The sequence below is a fragment of the Streptomyces sp. NBC_00076 genome, from assembly GCF_045041235.1.
GTDB lineage: Bacteria > Actinomycetota > Actinomycetes > Streptomycetales > Streptomycetaceae > Streptomyces.
This window is the reverse complement of sequence record NZ_CP108242.1, coordinates 2,178,388-2,197,655: the sequence shown is the minus strand read 5'-3', so window position 1 is coordinate 2,197,655 and position 19,268 is coordinate 2,178,388. Positions and strand designations below refer to the sequence as shown.

The following is a 19,268-nucleotide window of genomic DNA, read 5'->3' as shown; positions in this document are numbered from 1 at the left end:
CCATGAGCCTGGGAACCGACACCCCGACGCCGCAGGCGTCCCGCGTCCGCCGCTTCGGCCCCACCCAGCGGTGGGTGCACCGCACCACGGCCGCCCTGATGGGCGTGTGCGTGGTGACGGCCGCCTGCCTCTACGTCCCGCAGTTCGCCGAACTCGTCGGCCGCCGCGAGCTGGTGGTCCGCGTCCACGAGTGGGCCGGACTCGCGCTGCCCGTCCCGGTGCTGGTGGGCCTCGCCTCCCGCGCGTTCCGCGCCGACCTGCGCTTCCTGAACCGCTTCGGCCCGCACGACCGCGTCTGGCTGCGCGCCGCCCTGCGCCGCGACAAACGGCCCGGGTCCCGACCGGCCGGCAAGTTCAACGCCGGGCAGAAGGTCTACGCGGCCTGGATCGCCGGAGCCACCCTGGTGATGCTCGGCACGGGCCTGCTGATGTGGTTCACCCATCTCACCCCGATCCAGTGGCGCACCAGCGCGACCTTCGTCCACGACTGGCTCGCCCTCACCGTCGGCATCGTCCTGGGCGGCCACATCGGCATGGCACTCGGGGACCCGGAGGCCCGCCGTGGCCTGCGGACGGGAAAGGTCAGCCGGGAATGGGCGGAGCGGGAGCATCCGCTGTGGCGCCCGTAGCTCGTCGTGGCCGGCTCGTAGTTCCCAGCTGGTCCTTCCCAGCTCGTCGCTCCCAACTCCCCAACTCGCCGTCCGCTGACGGATCGTGAGGCTGCCGTCGTCGCCGACGACGGGTCTTCAACACCCCTTCCGGGGGCACCTTTCGGCCACGTTGGAGGTGGGCGGAGTCTGTCGTTCCTGGCCGTCCCGGGCCCTCCTGATACCCGATCCGACGGTCGCGGGCGGGCACGCACGTCGCGTTGGCAAGGAAAATGTGGGCGCAGTAAGAGGAATGTGAAGCACTTGCGCGCAAACGGGAGTGTTGCGCACACGGCAGTATTTTTGTCCGCACCGGCCTCCGGCAACCAGTGGCTTGATCTCGTTCCCCCCATGTCTCTGGTCACCGGCGGTACCACCGTGCGCGCTGTGCTGACCGCCCGGCGGGCGAGAGGGGTTTTCCATGGGGCACATGGACCACTTCAGCGCCGGATGGGTCACGCCCGTCCTGTCCTACGTCATGGCCTGCGTCGGCTCGGCGCTCGGCCTGCGATGCACCGTCAGGGCGCTTGACGCCGACGGCGCCTCGAAACGGAACTGGCTGCTGCTGGCGTCGTTCGCGATCGGCTCCGGAATCTGGACCATGCACTTCGTCGCGATGATGGGCTTCGGCGTCGAGGGCACCCCCATCCGCTACGACGTCCCGCTGACCCTGCTCAGCCTCGTCATGGCCATCGCCGTCGTCAGCGCCGGCGTCTTCACCGCCGGGTACGGGCGCTCGCGCGTGGCGGCGGTGGTGCTCGGCGGGCTCGGCACCGGACTGGGTGTCGCGGCCATGCACTACACCGGCATGGCCGCGCTCAACCTGCACGGCTCCGTCGACTACGACCCGCCCTTCGTCGCCGCCTCCGTCGTGATCGCCGTCGTCGCAGCGACCGCCGCGCTCACCCTCACCCTCATCGTGCGCGGCCCCGTCCTCACCGTCGTCGCCGCGCTCGTCATGGGGCTCGCGGTCAGCAGCATGCACTACACCGCCATGTACGCCGTCGGCGTCAGCCTCGCGCCCAGCAGCGCGGAGCTGCCCGGGGTCACGGCCACCGAGTTCCTCTTCCCGCTCGCCGTGGTGCTCGGCTCGTTCCTCTTCCTCGCCTCCGCGTACGTGGCGCTCTCCCCGACCGGCAAGCGCGCCGAGTCCGTCGCCGCCGAGCTGTTGCGCGAGGTCGAGCTCTCCACCGCGACGACCACGGAGCCCGCCGCCACCGCGACCGTCTGAGCCGTCCGTCCGCAGAGCCGCACCGCACACACCCTCGAAGAGGTATCCCATGCGTGTCACCCCTACAACGGCACGGCTGCGCCCCAGATCGGTCCGGGCCAAGATCGTCGCCCTGCTCATGCTGCCCATCGTGTCCCTCATGGCACTGTGGGGATACGCCGCGGTGACCACCGCCTCCCACATCGGCGACACCCAGCGGGTCAAGGACGTCAACGCCGAACTCCTCACCCCCGTCGACGAGTTCATCACCGCACTGCAGACCGAGCGGACCGCCGCCACACGCCACGCGGCCGCCGGGAACACGGCAGGTCTCGACGCTCTCAAAGCAGCGGGCAAGGCCACCGACGACGCCGCCACCGCTCTCCGCAACGGCGCCGACGCCGCGACCGCGGACGCCGAGCTCCTCGACGCCGGGCTGCCCACGCGCATCGACCGCCTGGAGGCCGACGCGCGTGGACTCACAGCGCTGCGCGAGCAGACCGAGGCGAAGGACGGTTCCCGGACGGCGTTCACGGGATACTCGACGGTCATCGAGCACGCCTTCGCCGTCACCGGCGCGCTCACCGGCGAGAACGGCACCGACGCCGCATCCGAGGCGCGGGTCGTGCTCGAACTCGCCCGCGCCCGCGAGGCCGTGGCCCAGGAACAGGCACTCCTCGCCGCGGGGAGCGGGGCCGGCAAGCTCACCACGGAGCAGTACACGCTGTTCGTCGGCGCCGTCGCCACCCAGCAGGAGCTGCTGAAACCCGCAATCGCCGACCTGAAGGCGGTCCACCAGGCGGCGTACAACGCGGTGCTGCAAAGCTCGAACTACGCAGGGTTCGCCGCCGGTGAGAACCGGGTGCGCGGCGCCGGGCCCGGCGCCTCGGTCATCTCCACGGGCTTCCTGAAGGACTGGGACAAGGACGCCGACGCCGTGCTGAAGGGGTTCGGCGAGGCCGAGTCGGACGCCGGCACGGGGGCCACGGCCAAGGCGAACCCGTTCGGCTGGGACACGCTGGGTGCCTCCGGCGTCGCCGTCATCCTCGGTCTGCTGGGCGTGCTGCTGTCGCTGCTCGTGTCCGTGGGGGTCGGCCGGGGGCTCATCGTCGAACTGCTCGAACTGCGCGACGACGCCCTCGAAGTCGCCGGGCGCCGACTGCCGCGGGCCATGCGCAGACTGCACGCCGGGCAGGGCGTGGACATCGACGCCGAGGCCCCGATGCGCCGCCTCGTCGGCGACGAACTCGCCCAGGTGGGCACCGCACTCACCGCCGTGCAGCGGGCCGCGCTCAAGGCCGCCTCCGAGCGCGCCGAACTGCTCAGCGGTATCTCCGGGGTGTACGTCAGCATCGCCCGCCGCGGCCAGGTGCTGCTGCACCGCCAGCTCGACCTGCTCCACCAACTGGAGCAGCGCCCGCGCGACCCGGCCGAGGTGCAGGAGCTGTACCAGGTCGACTACCTCGCCACCCGGATGCGCCGCCACTCCGAGAGCCTGCTCATCCTGTCCGGCATCGCACCCGGACGCGGATGGCGGGACCCCATCCCGCTGGTGGACGTCCTGCGGGCCGCCGTCGCGGAGATCGAGCAGCCGGGCCGGGTCCAGGTCTGGCCGGTACCGCGCGTCTCCCTCAACGGCGGCTCCGTCGCCGACGTCATCCACCTGCTCGCCGAACTCGTCGAGAACGCGGCCTCGTTCTCCCCGCCCAGCGCCCACGTCCGGCTGCGGGCCGCCCGGCTGCGGGAGGGCCTCCTCATCGAGATCGAGGACAGCGGCTTCGGCATGAACGAGGAGGCGATGGCCGAGGCGAACCGCAAGATCCAGTCCGAGGACATCGACCTGCTCGACGCCAAGCAGATCGGCCTCTTCGTGGTCAACCGCATCGCCGCCCGGCAGGGTCTGAGCGTCGAACTGCGCTCCTCGGAGAGCGGCGGTGCCACGGCGGCCGTCCTCATCCGCGAGAACCTCATACGGGACGACATGCCGGTGCACGACGAGGTGCGCGCCGACGGTCAGGACGGCGGCCGGTCACTGGCCCCCGCCTCGGCGTTGATCCCTCAGCAGCGGGGGTAGCGGGTGCGCCGGTTCGGTACACGTGGTGATGTCTCAGGGTGCGCTGAGGACGCCGAAGTCCAGCAACACCTTGCACGACCGGCTCCGGTCGGCGGCCAGCGCGAACGCCGATTCCGCCTCCGCGACCGGGACCACGTCGCTGACCAGGGCGTCGAACGCCGGCTCGGCCGCGAGCAGTTCCAGCGCCTCGTCGAACTCCCCGTCGAAGCGGAACGCGCCCCGCAGTTCGATCTCCCGGCTCACCACGAGGTTGCCCGCGAAGGGGCTCGGTCCGGGCGGCAGCATGCCGAGCTGCACGACGACCCCGCCGCGCCGCACCCGCCGCAGACAGGCGTCGAGCCCGGCGGCCACTCCGGATGCCTCCACGGCCGCGTCCACCTCAGCCGGCCACCCGGCGTCGTCCGGATCGTCCGCCCGTACGACGGTGTCGGCGCCCGCGGCGGACGCGTACCGCAGTGCCGCCGGGAGCAGGTCCGTCACCGTCACGTGCGCGGCGCCCGCCGCCTTCGCCGCGGCGACCACGAGGCACCCGATGGGCCCCGCGCCGGTGACCAGGACGTGCCGCCCGCGCACGTCCCCGGCCCGCCGCACCGCGTGCAGCGCCACCGACAGCGGTTCCGCGAGCGCCGCCCGGCGCGGCTCCAGACCGGCCGGAAGGGGCCTCAACTGCTCGACCGGTACGACCACTTGGGCCGCGAAGCCGCCCTGGACGTGCGGGAAGCGGGCCGCGCTGCCGAGGTAGCGCGTGTCCCGGCAGACGTTCCGGCGTCCGTCCACGCACTCCGGGCACACCCCGCAGGGGCTCGCCGGGTGCACCGCGACGGCCGTACCGGCAGCGGGGCCTGACGCTCCGTCGCCGTACGAGACGACCGTTCCGACCACCTCGTGGCCGAGCACCATCGGCTCCTTGAGCCGGAAGTCGCCGACCCCGCCGTGCCGCCAGTAGTGCAGGTCGGACCCGCACACACCGCCGTAGCGGACGGCCACCAGCGCCTGGCCGGGGCCCGGCGACGGCACCGGCACCTCCTCGACCCGCAGGTCGCCCTGACCGTGGATCACACATCCCAGCATCGCGGTCTCCCTGGAGGTCACAGCACGCTCGTCATGCCGCCGTCGACATACAGCACCTGTCCGCCGACGAAGTCCGCGGCGGGCGAGGCGAGGAACAGCACCCCGCCCACCAGGTCCTCCGTACGGCCCCAGCGGCCGGCCGGGGTGCGCCGCCGCACCCAGGCGCTGAACTCCTCGTCCTGGACAAGGGGTTGGGTCAGCTCCGTCTCGATGTATCCCGGCCCCAGACCGTTGACCTGCACGCCGTGCGGTCCCCAGTCCGCGCACATGCCCTTGGTGAGCATCTTCAGCGCGCCCTTGGTGGCGGCGTAGGGCGCGATGCCGGGCCGGGCCACCTCGCTCTGCAACGAGCAGATGTTGATGATCTTGCCGTGGCCGCGTTCCGTCATCCGGCGGGCTGCTTCCCGGCCGACCAGGAACGCGCTGGTCAGGTTGGTGTCCAGGATCCGGTGCCAGTCCGAGTCCGTGAACTCGAGCAGAGGGGCGCGCAGTTGCATGCCCGCGTTGTTGACCAGGATGTCGAGCGGGCCCACCCGCTGTTCGACATCCGCGATCCCGGCGGCGACCGACGGGCCGTCGGTCACGTCGAACACGGCCGTGTGGACGTCGTCGCCGGGCAGCTCCGCGGCGGCCTCGGCGAGGCGTTCGCCGTCCCGTCCGTTGAGGACGACCCGGCAGCCCGCCTGGGCGAGGCCGCGGGCCAGCGCCAGCCCGATGCCCCGGCTGGAGCCGGTGACCAGGGCCGTGCGGCCGCTGATGTCGAACAGGGGGTGACTCATCGACGTACTCCTAGATGATCAGGGAAAGGAGCAGGACCAGCCCGCCCGCGACCACGGAGATGATCGTCTCCATGACCGACCAGGTCTTGACGGTCTGGCCGACGCTGAGGCCGAAGTACTCCTTCACCAGCCAGAACCCGGCGTCGTTGACATGGCTGAAGAACAGCGAGCCGGCGCCGATGGCGAGGACCAGCAGGGCCGTGTGGGTCGTCGACATGTCGGCCGCGAGCGGGGCCACCAGGCCCGCCGCCGAGATGGTCGCGACCGTCGCCGATCCGGTCGCCAGCCGTATCGCCACCGCGATCAGCCAGGCCAGCAGCAGCGCCGGGATCGACCAGTCCTTGGAGATGTCCAGGACCATCTGGCCGACGCCGGAGTCGATCAGCGTCTGCTTGAAGCCGCCGCCCGCGCCGACGATCAGCAGGATGCCCGCGATGGGCGCGAGCCCCTTCTCGACGAGCTGGGAGACCCGGTCCTTGGCGAACCCGGCGGGCCGCAGCAGGGTGAAGATGCCCACCAGCACGGCGGCGAGCAGGGCGATCAGCGGGGAGCCGGCGACGTCGAAGACACGCTGCACGGTGTTCTCGGGGTCGTCGATGACGATGTCCACGAGCGCCTTGGCCAGCATCAGGACGACCGGCAGCAGGATCGTGGCCAGGGTCGCGCCGAAGCTGGGGCGCCGCTCCAGTTCCTCGGAGGCGCGCTGGGCGGGGGTCTGAGGGGAACCCCCAGTTGAAAGCAGCATGCGGTCCGGGGCCGGGACGTCCACCCAGCGGGCGGCGACCTTCGCGAACAGCGGCCCGGCGATGATCACCGTCGGGATGGCGACCAGGACGCCGAGCGCCAGGGTGACACCGAGGTTGGCCTTGACCGCGTCGATGGCGACCAGCGGGCCGGGGTGCGGGGGGACCAGGCCGTGCATCACGGACAGGCCCGCGAGCGCCGGGATGCCGATCCGCATCAGCGAGTAGTTGCCCCGCTTGGCGACCATGAGGACGACCGGGATCAGCAGCACCACGCCGACCTCGAAGAACAGCGGCAGACCGATCACCGAGGCGATCAGCACCATCGCCCACGGCATGGTGCGGGCGTTGGCCCGAGCCAGGATGGTGTCGACGATCTGGTCGGCGCCTCCGGAGTCGGCGAGCATCTTGCCGAGGATCGCGCCCAGGGCTATGAGTACGCCGACGCCGGCCACCGTCGACCCGAGTCCGGTGGTGAAGCTGGTGATGGTCTTGTCGAGCGGGGCACCGGCGAACGCGCCGAGCGCCAGCGTCCCGAGGGTCAGTGACAGGAAGGCGTGGAGCTTGAACTTGGTGATGAGCAGGACGATGACGGCGATGCCCGCCAGAACGGCGATACCCAGCTGAGCATGGCCGGCCGAGGTGATCGGCTCGGGTGCGTCCGCTGCCAGCATCTCGACACTGAGTCTGGTCACGGGGTGGGGTCCCTTGCAGGTACGGAAGTGGGAGGGGGGAACTGCGGTGGGGGGTGGGGAGGGGGGAGTGGTTACCGGGATGTCTCGGCACGGGCGTCGAGCGCTTCCGCGGCCCGCTCGGTGATCTCCTCCGGACTGCCGGTGACGTCCACGACGACCCCGGCCTCGCCCGCGCCGAGCGGCTGGAGGGTGGCGAACTGGGAGTCCAGCAGCGCGGTCGGCATGAAGTGACCCTGCCGATGCGCCATGCGGTCCTCGATCAGCGCCCGTTCGCCCGCGAGGTGCACGAACACGACCCCCGGGGCCTCGGCCCTGAGCCGGTCACGGTACGACCGCTTCAGCGCCGAACAGCTCACCACCCCGCCGAGCCCGGCCCGCCCGTGCGCCCAGCCGCCGATGGCGTCCAGCCACGGCCACCGGTCCGCGTCCTCGAGCGGGGTGCCGGCCGACATCTTGTCGATGTTGGCCCGCGGGTGGAAGTCGTCGCCCTCGGCGTACGGGACGCCGAGCCGGGCCGCGAGCAGGGGACCGATCGTGGTCTTGCCCGTGCCGGCGACGCCCATCACCACGACGACGTGAGGGGTACGCATCACTGCCTCGCTGTCTTCCTCGACATCCGACGTCGACATCTGACGTCGGCCATACTGAAACCCATTAGGTACGACGAATTCAAGAGTCTGTGACAAATAAGTCTGACTTTTCGTGGTCGCCGCGTGCAGCGTGCCCCGTACGCTGAGTTCATGAGCACATCGGGCCGGGGGCTGCACGGCCAGGTACTGGAAACCCTCGGCCCCGCGATCACCGCGGGTGAGTACCCGCCGGGCAGTGTCCTGCGTACGGACGAACTCGCCCAGCGCTTCGACGTCTCACGTTCCGTGATGCGCGAGGCGGTGCGGGTCCTGGAGTCCATGCACCTGGTCGAGTCCCGCCGCCGGGTGGGCGTCACCGTGCTCCCCAAGAACGAGTGGAACGTCTACGACCCCCAGGTCATCCGCTGGCGCCTGGCCGGCGCCGACCGCCCGCGCCAACTGCGCTCGCTCACGATGCTGCGCTCGGCGGTCGAACCGGTCGCCGCGGGCCTCGCCGCCAGACACGCCACGGCGGAGCAGTGCGCCGAACTCACCGAGTGCGCCCTCGGAATGGTGGCCCACTCGCGCGGCCACCAACTGGAGGGCTACCTCGTCCACGACATGGCCTTCCACCGGGTGATCCTCAACGCCTCCGGCAACGAGATGTTCGCCCGCCTCGGCGATGTCGTCGCCGAGGTCCTCTCGGGCCGAACCCACCACGAGGTCATGTTCGAGGACCCCGACCCGGCCGCTGTCACCCTCCATGTCCAGGTCGCCGAGGCGGTCCGGGAGGGCGACGCGTCGCGCGCGGAGGAACTGACCCGCCAGATCACGGTGGGCGCGCTCCAGGAACTGGACATACTGGCGCCGTAGCGCGCTGTTCCCCAACTGTCCTTAATCGGTGCCCAGTTGATCCTCGACCGGTCTCCTACTGGTCGAGGAACTCCCCGTCCACGTACACCCAGGCCCCCTGCACCCGCTCGAACCGGCTGCGCTCGTGCAGCGACCCGCCCCGGAACGAGGCCCGGAACGTCACGGTCCCCGTGGTGTGGAACGCGGACCCCTCCGTCGCTCCCAGGATCTCCAGCCCCGTCCACCGCTGCCCCGGATCGAGGTCGACCCGCGCGGGCCGGGTCCGGGGATGCCAGGTCCGCAGCAGATACGCCGAGTCCCCCGTCACGAAGGCGCAGTAGCGGGACCGCATCAGCGCCTCGGCGGTGGGAGCGGCGGCGCCCGCGTGGAACCGGCCGCAGCACGCGTCGTACGGCTCGGCACGCCCGCAGGGGCAGGTGACGGCGGGTCGGGAGGGTCGGGCGGGGCGGGTGCTGCGTCGGGACATGCGCCCATTGTGCCGCCGGCCCCACGGCGCGAGCCCACCCGGTCCGTCACCGGGGCACGAGCGGCGGTATCACCAGGTCCCCACCGAACGGCCGACCGTCCCAACTCGGCGGGGCACCGACTCAGCGGAACACCGACACGGTGGGGCACTGACCCGGTGGGGCATTGACCCAGCCCCGCCCACCGGGGACCCCTACGCGGGCCCGGCGTTGGTCGGCGGATGCGCGGGGCGGGCCGGTATCCGGGCGTCCGGTGTCGGCAGTGGCGGCAGCGCGGTGCCGTACACCCACGCCTCGAACACCTCGTCCAGCGGCTCCGGCGCGAAACGGGCCGCGTGCGCCCTGAACGTGGTCGTGCTCACGGCCCCGCCCCGGTGCAGCGTGGCCCACCCGCGCAGGATCCGGAAGAACGCCTCGTCGCCCGTCGCGCACCGCACCGCATGCAGGGCCAGCCCGCCGCGCTGGTAGAGCCGGTCGTCGAACATCGACTTGCGCCCCGGATCGGCCAGCCGCAGGTCCTGGGGCAGCGAGGACAGCAACCGGTGGGCCGCCGCGGCGAGTTGATGCGCCGTACGGCCCCCCGACCGCTCCGACCACAACCACTCCGCGTACTTGGCGAACCCCTCGTTCAGCCAGATGTGCCGCCAGTCGGCGATGGACACACTGTTGCCGAACCACTGGTGCGCCAGCTCGTGGGCCACCAGCCGCTCCGAACCCCGCGCCCCGTCCACATGGTTGGCGCCGAACAGCGACAACCCCTGTGCCTCGACGGGGACATCGAGTTCCTCCTCGGTCACCACCACCGCGTACTCGTCGAACGGGTACGGACCGAACAGCTCCTGGAAGAGGTCCATCATCTGGGGCTGGCGCGCGAAGTCCCGCGAGAAATCAGGCAGCAGGTGCGCCGGGATGTGCCCGTGCTGCGGCACGCCGCCCGGCCCCGGATCGCCCAGCAGCACCGTCTGGTACTTGCCGATCGACAGCCCGACCAGATAGCTGGACGTGGGCGCCGCCTGCTCGTACACCCAGGTGGTCGTCGAGGCCTTCGTCGTCCGGGTCAGCAGCCGCCCGCCCGCCACCACCGCGTACGCGGACGGCGTGGTGATCGAGATCTGGTACGACGCCTTGTCGGCGGGCCGGTCGTTGCACGGGTACCAGGACGGCGCCCCGATCGGCTGGCTCGCCACCAGCGCCCCGTCCTCCAGCTCCTCCCAGCCGAGTCCGCCCCAGGGGCTGTTCACCGGCTTGGGGTTTCCCGACCAGTGCACCTCCACGGTGAAGGCGGCACCGGGCCGGACGGGCTTGGCCGGACGCACCCGCAGCCTGCCGCCCCGGTGCGTGTACTGCGGCTGCCGGCCGTCCACCCGGACCCGGCCGATCTTGAAGTCGGCCAGGTTCAGCTGGAACTCGGCCAGCGGCGACCGTCCCGCTATGGCGTTGATCCGCGCCGTCCCCGACAGCCGGTTGGGAGCCGGGCGGTAGTCCAGCGCGAGTTCGTAGCGGTGCACCCGGTAGCGGGGATCGCCGTTGGCCGGGAAGTACGGGTCCGGACCCACTGCCTGCTGAACGGTCACTGCTGCGTCTGCTCCCTGCGCTGTGCTCGGACGTCGTGCCGGTGTGCCGTACTGAGGGCCTGTCCGGTAGATCATGCCGCAGGCGCGGGGGCCGGCACGCGTGACCGCCCCCGCTCAACGGCGTTCACGGGGCGCCGCCGACCTTCCCGCGACCTGATCCGCCGGACCGGTCCCGATCCGGCCGAGCCGCGCTCAGGAACGCCATGACTCGATCGGGTTGCCCAGCCAGCGGGTGTCGTCGGGAACGGACTCCGCCGCCATCACCAGCGATGCCGGCCCCAGCGTCGTACGGGCGCCGATCGTGCTGCCGGGCAGGACGATTCCGCCAGGGCCCAACGTCGCGCCCTCACGGAGGACCACAGTATCCGTCCGCAAGATCCGGTCGTGGAAGAGGTGCGTCTGGAGCACACAGCCCCGGTTCACGGTCGCCGCGTCCTCCAGCGTCACCAGGTCGGTCTCGGGCAGCCAGTAGCTCTCCACCCACACACCCCGGCCGATCCGCGCCCCGAGCCCGCGCAGCCACGCCGTCAGCACCGGCGTACCGGGCACGGAACCCGCCAGCCACGGCACCGCCAGCACCTCCACGAAGGTGTCCGCCAGCTCGTTGCGCCACACGTACCCGCTCCACAGCGGATGCTCCCCGCCGCGGTGGCGCCCCACGAGCACCCACTTGGCGACGACGGACACCAGGCCCGCCACGAACCCCGCCCCGAGCAGCACCAGACCCGACAGCAGCGGCGCCCACGCGCCCAGCGCGCCGTCGGACCCGAGCGCGCACAGCGAGGCCACCGTCAGCACGGCCAGCGCGGCCGAGCAGAACACCGGCACGAGCCGGCACAGCTCCACCAGCCCACGCGCCCACAGCAGCCGGGCCGGCGGGTCGTACGTCCGGCTCTGGTCGCCGCCGGTCGCCGCACGCGGCAGCTTCATCGGCGGCAGCCCCAGATACGAGCTGCCCTTCTTCGCCTTCTTCGGCGTGGCCGACAGCACCCCGACCAGCCCGCCGTCCGGCACGGACCGTCCCGGCGCGGTCATCCCCGAGTTCCCGAGGAAGGCCCGCCGTCCGATCTCCGCCCGGCCGATCCGCATCCAGCCGCCACCGAGCTCGTACGGCGCGGTCAGCGTGTCGTCGGCCAGGAACGCGCCCTCACCGACCGTCGTCAGGCTGGGCAGCGCCAGCACGGTCGACACCTCGGCGCCCCGCCCGATCCGCATCCCCAGCAGCCGCAGCCACACCGGCGTGACCAGCCCGGCGTACAGCGGGAACAGCGTCTCGCGGGAGCGGTCCATCAGCTGCGTGACCGTCCACGCCTGCCAGCCGATCCGGCTGTGCGTGGGATGCGTGCCCTCACGCAGGCCCAGGCTGAGCACCCGTACGGCGACCAGGAGCAGCAGCGCGTACGCCAGCCCGAAGGCGAGGGTCGCCGGAACGAGGCCGAGCGCGACACCCGAGGCCGTCACCTCGGGCGTGACGAAGAAGCGGCCCACCAGGAGCGCGGCGGCGCCCGCCAGCACCGGCAGCGTGCTCAGCGCGAAGCCCGACAGGCCGTACATCACGCGCCAGTACGTGCCCCGCGCCGGCCGTTCCTTGGGCCAGTTGCGCTTGGCCTTGCCGAGCTTGGCGGCGGGGGCGCCCGCCCACCGCTGCCCGGTCGGAACCTGACCGGTGACCGCGGAACCCGGCGCCACCTCGGCCCGCTTGCCGACCCGGGCCCCCGGGAAGAGGATGCCGCGGGTGCCGACGACGGCGTGCGCGCCCACCTTGACCGGGCCGATCTCCAGCCGGTCGCCGTCCAGCCACCAGCCGGACAGGTCCACCTCGGACTCCACGGCCGCGCCCCGGCCCAGCTTGAGCATGCCGGTGACCGGCGGCAGCGAGTGCAGGTCAACGTCCGGTCCGACCTTGGCGCCCAGCGCCCGCGCGTACCGCTCCAGCCACGACCCGGTCAGCGAGGTCGCCCCGCTGAACTCGGCCAGCCGTTCGGCGGCCCACAGCCGCAGGTGCACGCTGCCACCGCGCGCGTACCGCCCCGGCCTGACCCCCTTGAGGAGCAGCCGTGCCCCGCCCGCGGCGATCGCGAGCCGCCCCGGCGGGCTGAAGAAGAGCAGTGCCCCGGCGCCGACGAGCCACCACGGGGCGGTCGGCAGCCAGGCGTACCCGGGCAGCAGGTTCCCGAGCGCGGCCAGCACGACGGTCCAGCGCAGCCCGAGCACGGTGAACAGGGGAAGCAGCAGGAGGAGCTGGACCACCTGGGCGCGCACCGGAACCGGAGCGATCACCCGCACGGCACCGTCGTCCTGTGCCGATTCCTCCAGGTGCCGGGCCAGCTTCCGCAGCACCGGCTGCTGGTAGATGTCGAGGACGGCGGCGCTCGGGTGGCGGGTGCGCAGCCGGGTGGTCAGCTGGGCCGCGGCGAGACTGCCGCCGCCGATGGCGAAGAAGTCGTCCCGGGCGCTCGTCACGGGAATGCCGAGGACCTCGCTCCACTGCTCGGCCAGCCAGGCCTCGGTGCCGTAGAGCTGCTCGGCGGGCCCCTTGCCCTCCAGCTCCTCCAACGGCCAGGGCAGGGCGCCCCGGTCGACCTTGCCACTGGTCCGGGTCGGCAGCTCGGCGACCGGCGCGAGCAGCGGCACCAGGGCGGCGGGCAGCTCGGCGCGCAGCTTCTCGACGGCCGTCGCGTGGTCCCAGCCCTCCTGGGTGACGACATACCCGACGAGGAGCTGATTGCCGCTGCGAGCGGTCCGTACGGCGGCGGCGGCACCGGCGACACCGGGCAGCGCCTGCAGTGCCGCGTCCACCTCGCCGAGCTCGATGCGCCGCCCGCCGAGCTTGATCTGTTCGTCGGCCCGCCCGAGGAACACCAGGCCTTCGGGCTCCGCCTTGACGAGGTCACCGCTGCGGTACGCCCGCTCCCAGCCCAGGGACTCCAGCGGCGCGTACTTCTCCGCGTCCTTCTCGGCGTCGAGGTACCGGGCGAGGCCCACCCCGCCGATCACCAGCTGACCGCTGGAGCCCATCGGCACGGGCTCCCCGGCTTCGTCGACGACCGCCAGCTCCCAGCCGTCCAGCGGCAGCCCGATCCGGATCGGCTCCTCACCGCTCAGCAGCGAGGCACAGGCCACGACGGTCGCCTCGGTGGGCCCGTAGGTGTTCCACACCTCGCGCCCCTCCGTCACCAGCCGCTGTGTCAGCTCGGGCGGGCACGCCTCACCGCCGAAGATCAGCAGCCGTACGTCGTTGAGGGTCTCGGGCTCCCACAGCGCGGCCAGCGTCGGCACCGTCGACACGACGGTGATCTCCTGCTCGACCAGCCAGGGCCCGAGATCGGCACCGCTCCTGACCTGGGCACGCGGCACCGGCACCAGACAGGCCCCGTACCGCCACGCCAGCCACATCTCCTCGCAGGACGCGTCGAACGCGACCGACAACCCCGCCATGACCCGGTCCCCGGGCCCGATCGGGTCCTCGGTGAGGAACAGCGCGGCCTCGGCGTCCACGAAGGCGGCGGCGCTGCGGTGGCTGACGGCGACACCCTTGGGTTTCCCGGTGGACCCGGAGGTGAAGATGATCCAGGCGTCGTGCTCGATGCCGGGACGCGCGGCGGGAATCTCGGACCGACCGTGGACGGTCAGCTCGTGCCCGCCCCCGACGACGGCCCGCACCGCCGCCTCCCCGAACACCAGCTCGGCCCGCTCGTCCGGGTCCTCCGCGTCCACGGGCACATAGGCGGCGCCCGCGGCCAGCACCGCGAGGACCGCCACGTACAGCTCATTGGTCCCGGACGGCACCCGGACGCCCACGCGGTCACCCAGTCCCACCCCGGCGTGCGCGAGCCGCAGCCGCAGTCTCTCCACCTCCCCGGCCAGCGCGCGGTAGGTGAGCTGCGTCGTGCCGTCGTCCAGGGCGAGTTCGTTCGGATACGACCGTACGGAAGCGTCGAAGACGTCCACGAGCGTGCGCGGGGAGGCGGCCGGACCTCCGGAGAAACGTGCGGTGTCGCCGAACCGGTCGCGGATCTCTTCGTCGAGCAGACTGAGAGCGCTGCTCTCGTGTGTGGCTGCCATCGGGTCCTCGCGTCTCGTTCCCGGAAGCCCGGGGCGCCGGCGGGTCCGCAGGTCTGCCTGGGGTTGTCCGGTCCAGCTCACGTAACAAGCCGGAAATTTTAGTACGAAGCTAGGTTCGGCCGCCTCGAACGGCCAGTCGGGGCGGCCGTCCGAGGCGGCCCGGCAGCCCCGCGAACGGGCGATGACCAGCAGGTTCGTCCACGGAAGGAGAGATCGCACACATCAAAGGGCGGCCACACGGGCCCGATTGCGGATCCTGAGCCCCGGAAAAGCAGAAGACCCCTGGTCAACAGGGGTCTTCGTGAGTTTCATTCGTCAGTGTCCGAGGGGGGACTTGAACCCCCACGCCCGATAAAGGGCACTAGCACCTCAAGCTAGCGCGTCTGCCATTCCGCCACCCGGACAAGGTGTCTGTCGCGTGCGGGAGTGACCCCGCGGCGACACAGGAAACATTACCAGGCTTTGGACAGGCCCCTGATCACCCCCCGCCCCGCTGATCACACCCCCTCCGTGCGTGAACGCGGTGTGACGGGCCGGGACCGCTCTTGGGGTGCGACCGGGGGAGGGGGAGGATGGCAGGGACCACCAGCGGCGACAGTGCGGGAGGAAGCAGCGTGAGCGAGACGGACACGGCCAGGGGCGTCACCGGCGAGGACGAGGTCGTGGACCTCTGCCGCGAACTGATCCAGATCGACACCAGCAACTACGGCGACCACTCGGGACCCGGTGAGCGCAAGGCGGCCGAGTACGTCGCCGAGAAGCTCGCCGAGGTGGGGCTCGAACCGCAGATCTTCGAATCGCACCCGGGGCGCGCCTCCACGGTGGCCCGGATCGAGGGCGAGGACCGGTCCCGGCCCGCCCTGCTCATCCACGGCCACACCGACGTCGTACCGGCCAACGCCGACGACTGGACCCACCACCCCTTCTCCGGCGAGATCGCCGACGGGTGCGTGTGGGGGCGCGGCGCGGTCGACATGAAGGACATGGACGCGATGACCCTGGCGGTCGTCCGCGACCGGCTGCGCAGCGGGCGCAGGCCCCCGCGCGACATCGTCCTCGCTTTCCTCGCCGACGAGGAGGCGGGCGGCACGTACGGCGCCAAGCACCTCGTCAAGAACCACCCCGATCTCTTCGAGGGCGTCACGGAGGCGATCAGCGAGGTCGGCGGGTTCTCGTTCACCGTGAGCGAGCAGCGGCGGCTCTATCTGATCCAGACGGCCGAGAAGGGCATGCACTGGATGAAGCTGAAGGTGGCCGGCACCGCCGGGCACGGGTCGATGATCCACCGGGACAACGCCATCACCGAACTGTCGGAGGCCGTCGCCCGGCTCGGCCGGCACACGTTCCCGGTGCGGGTCACCAAGACGACCCGGGCCTTCCTCGACGAACTCGGCGACGCGCTCGGCACCGAGCTCGACCCGGAGGACATGGAGGCCACCCTCGCCCGGCTCGGCGGCATCGCCAAGCTCATCGGCGCGACCCTCCGCAACACGGCCAACCCGACTCAGCTGGGCGCCGGTTACAAGGTCAACGTCATCCCGGGTGAAGCGACCGCGCACGTGGACGGACGTTTCCTGCCGGGGCACGAGGAGGAGTTCCTCGCCGACCTCGACCGCATCCTCGGTCCGAACGTGCGACGCGAGGACGTGCACTCCGACAAGGCCCTGGAGACCAGCTTCGACGGGGCGCTGGTGGAGGCGATGCAGTCCTCGCTGCTCGCCGAGGACCCGACCGCGAAGGCCATCCCCTACATGCTCTCCGGCGGTACGGACGCCAAGTCCTTCGACGACCTGGGGATCCGGGGCTTCGGCTTCGCCCCGCTCCAGCTGCCGCCGGAGCTGGACTTCGCCGGCATGTTCCACGGAGTCGACGAGCGCGTCCCGGTGGAGGGGCTCAAGTTCGGCGTCCGGGTGCTCGACAGGTTCCTCGACGCGTCCTGAATTCGCCCACTGAAACGAAACTTCAGCAATCGCGCGCCCGTACGGAATCGACTGAGAAGAGTGAATGCGACGATAAGCTCGTAGCTCGATTACTCCTTCCTCGTTACAGGTGATGCGATCCGCTACATGGGATCGCATTGCCAACGAGGAGGAATAATGATCAAGAACGTTTTCGCCGCTGCTGCTGTCACTGGTGGTCTGGTTCTCGCGGGTGCGGGCATGGCCGTTGCCGACTCCGGTGCCCAGGGTGCCGCCGTGCACTCCCCGGGCGTCCTGTCCGGCAACGTGGTCCAGGTTCCGGTTCACGTCCCGGTGAACGCCTGTGGCAACACGGTCTCCGTGATCGGGCTGCTGAACCCCGCGTTCGGCAACACCTGCATCAACAAGTGACGTTGTGCGTCGCCCCGTGAGGGGCTGAGCTGATCGGCCCCGGAGCGCACGCCATGCGCTCCGGGGCCGACCGGCCATTTCGGAAGAGCTCTTCACGGTTCTTATCGTTCTTTCCGAACGTCGAGATTTCGGGACAAGGTCGAAGGCAGGAATTCAGCAAATGCGACAGGTCACCCGCAAGGGCCTGATGACCGTGGCCGCCGCGACCGGCGTGATCGCCGCCACCGGCGGTGCCGCGCACGCCGGCTCGTTCGCGAGCGGGGCGAGCGCCGACTCGCCCGGCGTGCTGTCGGGCAACTCGGTGCAGGCGCCGCTGCACGCACCGGTGAACGTCTGCGGCAACACGGTCAACGTCGTCGGGCTCCTCAACCCGGCGATGGGCAACAAGTGCGTCAACACCGACGTCAGGACCGGGGGCGGCGGGTCCGGTGGCTATGGCGACTCGGGCGGAGACGGTGACTCGGGCGGTTACGGCGGCTCGGGCGGAGACGGTGACTCGGGCGGTTACGGCGGCTCGGGCGGACACGGCGACTCGGGTGGTTACGGCAGCCATGGCGGTCACTCCGGTCATGGCGGTCCCGGTGGCCATGGTGGTCACGATGGCTCGCACGCCGGCGGGCACACCGGCGGCTCGCCAGGCGTCGGATCCGGCAACCACGTCGAGGTGCCGATCGACGCCCCGGTGAACGTCTGCGGCAACAGCGTCGACATCATCGGGATCGGCAACGCCACCACGGCCGACGGCTGTGCGAACGGCGACGGCGCCGGCGGCGGACACTCAAGCACGCCTCCCGGCGGCGGCGACAGGACGACCCCGCCCGGTGGTCCCCAGCAGCCGGGCCACCCCGGCCACCCTGGCACCCCCGGCCACCCCGGCACTCCGGGCCACCCCGGGACCCCCGGCACCCCTGGCAACCCGGTGGAGCCCAGCCGCCCCGGTGTTCCGACCACCCCGGTCGATGGGACGCAGGTCGGATCCGCGCACGCCAACCAGCCCGGAGCCCGGTTCGTGGCGACCGGGTCGACGGGCTCCGCGCAGCTCGCGCAGACCGGCAGCGAGCTGCCGATGGGCCTCGCCCTGCCGATGGGCGCGGGGGCGCTGCTGGCGGGCACCGTGCTCTACCGGAAGGGCCGCGCCACCGCGTAGACGCACCCAAGCCGCACGGCGACCGACAGCACCGCGATCTCTCCCCCACGGTGCGCACGACGGAGCGGGCCCTGCCTCGGCGGGGCCCGCTCCGTTTCCGTCGCCTCAGCTCACCAGGTGGCGCGAACCTGACGGATGATCCTCCGTCGCAGCCGCACCCGGCGGCTGCCGTCGCGCATCAGGCTCAGGCGGTCCAACTCCCAGTGACCGTACTCGGCATGGTCCGTCAGCAGACGTGTGGCGTCCTGGCGGGAGACCCCGCGCGGTACGTAGACGTCGACAAATTCGTATTCCGGCATCGCATCTATTGTGCGGGCTGGGGCCCGGTACGGATAGCGTCTGCACTATGTCTGATGCTGCGCAGCCCACCGCTGCCGAGGTACGAGCCGCCGCCGAGGCGGTCAAGACCGCGCTCGACCGCCACCTGGCCGCGGTCGAACGCAGGTCGGGGGAGGACGACCCGGCTGTCTACGAAGCGTTCAACGAGCTGGCCGCGGCCGCCGAAACGTACGACGAACTTCTCTACGACCGATACGACGAGGTCACACCCTTCGAGATCCCCGGAGCGGACGACTCGCTCCCGCCGTACACGGGCCCCGAGGAACCGAACGCCCTCAGCGTGTTGATCCGCCGCGACTACTCCGTCGTGGAGCCCCAGCGGCTGTTGGCGCAGGCCCAGCGGATCGAGGCGGCGGACGAGGACGGCAGCGGCGCGGGGGCATCCGGCACGGTCCACGGCGCCCTGGGGCTGCTGTTCGGCGAGTTCGAACCGGACGAGATCGCCTCCCGGCACAAGGAGTTCGGACTGGAGGAGGGCGACTCCACCCTCTGGGTGACGGCCGCCGACGAAGCACCCGAGCCCGGCGAGTGGCTGGAGGCCCCGTTCGAGCAGGCCGACGCCCAGCGAGTGATCTGCCGCTTCGACGTCAGCGCGGTCTTCGACGACGAGATCGACGACGAGCCCGACGACGTGGTGGACGACCTGGACGAGGACCTGGAACCCCTGGACGCGGACCGCTGAGCGACC

At 71.6% G+C, this 19,268-nt stretch carries 16 protein-coding genes and 1 tRNA gene; 8 read left to right on the top strand and 9 right to left on the bottom strand.

The window, feature by feature from the left end; genetic code table 11:
• Positions 1–2: 2 nt before the first annotated feature.
• The 3 genes from OHA64_RS10070 (at position 3) to OHA64_RS10060 (ending at position 3,931) form a co-directional block, all read left to right on the top strand.
• Positions 3–629: a cytochrome b/b6 domain-containing protein gene (locus OHA64_RS10070; protein ID WP_405611098.1), complete on the top strand. Its 627-nt coding sequence runs from the start codon at positions 3–5 to the stop codon at positions 627–629.
• A gap of 439 nt (positions 630–1,068) precedes the next feature.
• Positions 1,069–1,878 (top strand): MHYT domain-containing protein, encoded by an 810-nt coding sequence (locus OHA64_RS10065; RefSeq protein ID WP_405611095.1) that lies wholly within the window; start codon positions 1,069–1,071, stop codon positions 1,876–1,878.
• Between the two features lie 49 nt (positions 1,879–1,927).
• Complete coding sequence (locus OHA64_RS10060; RefSeq protein ID WP_405611092.1) at positions 1,928–3,931, top strand: nitrate- and nitrite sensing domain-containing protein; 2,004 nt, start codon at positions 1,928–1,930, stop codon at positions 3,929–3,931.
• Positions 3,932–3,964: 33 nt separating this feature from the next.
• Here OHA64_RS10060 and OHA64_RS10055 read toward each other — a convergent pair whose 3' ends face one another.
• From OHA64_RS10055 to OHA64_RS10040, 4 genes are all read right to left on the bottom strand, one after another.
• The gene (locus OHA64_RS10055; protein WP_405611089.1) at positions 3,965–5,002 is read right to left on the bottom strand and encodes an L-idonate 5-dehydrogenase; all 1,038 of its coding nucleotides are present in this window, start codon (positions 5,000–5,002) and stop codon (positions 3,965–3,967) included.
• Positions 5,003–5,019: 17 nt separating this feature from the next.
• Positions 5,020–5,781: an SDR family oxidoreductase gene (locus OHA64_RS10050; protein WP_405611086.1), complete on the bottom strand. Its 762-nt coding sequence runs from the start codon at positions 5,779–5,781 to the stop codon at positions 5,020–5,022.
• Positions 5,782–5,791: 10 nt separating this feature from the next.
• Positions 5,792–7,219, bottom strand: a complete 1,428-nt coding sequence (locus tag OHA64_RS10045; protein WP_405611083.1) for a GntP family permease — start codon at positions 7,217–7,219, stop codon at positions 5,792–5,794.
• A gap of 71 nt (positions 7,220–7,290) precedes the next feature.
• Positions 7,291–7,809, bottom strand: coding sequence for a gluconokinase (locus tag OHA64_RS10040; protein WP_405611080.1), 519 nt, complete (start codon positions 7,807–7,809; stop codon positions 7,291–7,293).
• Between the two features lie 150 nt (positions 7,810–7,959).
• Here OHA64_RS10040 and OHA64_RS10035 point away from each other — a divergent pair, with 150 nt between their 5' ends.
• Positions 7,960–8,661 carry a FadR/GntR family transcriptional regulator gene (locus OHA64_RS10035; RefSeq protein ID WP_405611077.1) on the top strand — a complete coding sequence of 234 codons (702 nt, stop codon included), beginning with the start codon at positions 7,960–7,962 and terminating at the stop codon, positions 8,659–8,661.
• 55 nt (positions 8,662–8,716) lie between these two features.
• Here OHA64_RS10035 and OHA64_RS10030 read toward each other — a convergent pair whose 3' ends face one another.
• The 4 genes from OHA64_RS10030 to OHA64_RS10015 all read right to left on the bottom strand — a co-directional run bounded on the left by OHA64_RS10030 (position 8,717) and on the right by OHA64_RS10015 (position 15,168).
• Positions 8,717–9,127: a YchJ family protein gene (locus OHA64_RS10030; protein WP_405611074.1), complete on the bottom strand. Its 411-nt coding sequence runs from the start codon at positions 9,125–9,127 to the stop codon at positions 8,717–8,719.
• A gap of 192 nt (positions 9,128–9,319) precedes the next feature.
• Entirely contained in the window at positions 9,320–10,699 is a 1,380-nt protein-coding gene (locus OHA64_RS10025; protein ID WP_405611071.1) for a M1 family metallopeptidase, read from the bottom strand.
• 192 nt (positions 10,700–10,891) lie between these two features.
• Complete coding sequence (locus tag OHA64_RS10020; protein WP_405611068.1) at positions 10,892–14,764, bottom strand: Pls/PosA family non-ribosomal peptide synthetase; 3,873 nt, start codon at positions 14,762–14,764, stop codon at positions 10,892–10,894.
• Between the two features lie 319 nt (positions 14,765–15,083).
• Positions 15,084–15,168: transfer RNA gene (locus OHA64_RS10015), tRNA-Leu, on the bottom strand.
• Positions 15,169–15,378: 210 nt separating this feature from the next.
• On the opposite strand from OHA64_RS10015, the gene OHA64_RS10010 reads away from it, so the two are divergent.
• The 3 genes from OHA64_RS10010 (at position 15,379) to OHA64_RS10000 (ending at position 18,241) form a co-directional block, all read left to right on the top strand.
• Positions 15,379–16,704 (top strand): M20/M25/M40 family metallo-hydrolase, encoded by a 1,326-nt coding sequence (locus OHA64_RS10010; RefSeq protein ID WP_405611065.1) that lies wholly within the window; start codon positions 15,379–15,381, stop codon positions 16,702–16,704.
• A 156-nt stretch (positions 16,705–16,860) separates the two neighbouring features.
• The gene (gene chpH, locus OHA64_RS10005; protein ID WP_405611062.1) at positions 16,861–17,094 is read left to right on the top strand and encodes a chaplin ChpH; all 234 of its coding nucleotides are present in this window, start codon (positions 16,861–16,863) and stop codon (positions 17,092–17,094) included.
• A 160-nt stretch (positions 17,095–17,254) separates the two neighbouring features.
• On the top strand, positions 17,255–18,241 hold the full coding sequence (locus tag OHA64_RS10000; RefSeq protein WP_405611059.1) for a chaplin family protein: 987 nt from the start codon (positions 17,255–17,257) through the stop codon (positions 18,239–18,241).
• Between the two features lie 110 nt (positions 18,242–18,351).
• Here OHA64_RS10000 and OHA64_RS09995 read toward each other — a convergent pair whose 3' ends face one another.
• Positions 18,352–18,540 (bottom strand): DUF5703 family protein, encoded by a 189-nt coding sequence (locus OHA64_RS09995; protein ID WP_405611056.1) that lies wholly within the window; start codon positions 18,538–18,540, stop codon positions 18,352–18,354.
• A 47-nt stretch (positions 18,541–18,587) separates the two neighbouring features.
• Here OHA64_RS09995 and OHA64_RS09990 point away from each other — a divergent pair, with 47 nt between their 5' ends.
• Positions 18,588–19,262, top strand: a complete 675-nt coding sequence (locus OHA64_RS09990; RefSeq protein ID WP_405611053.1) for a hypothetical protein — start codon at positions 18,588–18,590, stop codon at positions 19,260–19,262.
• The last annotated feature ends 6 nt before the right edge of the window (positions 19,263–19,268 follow it).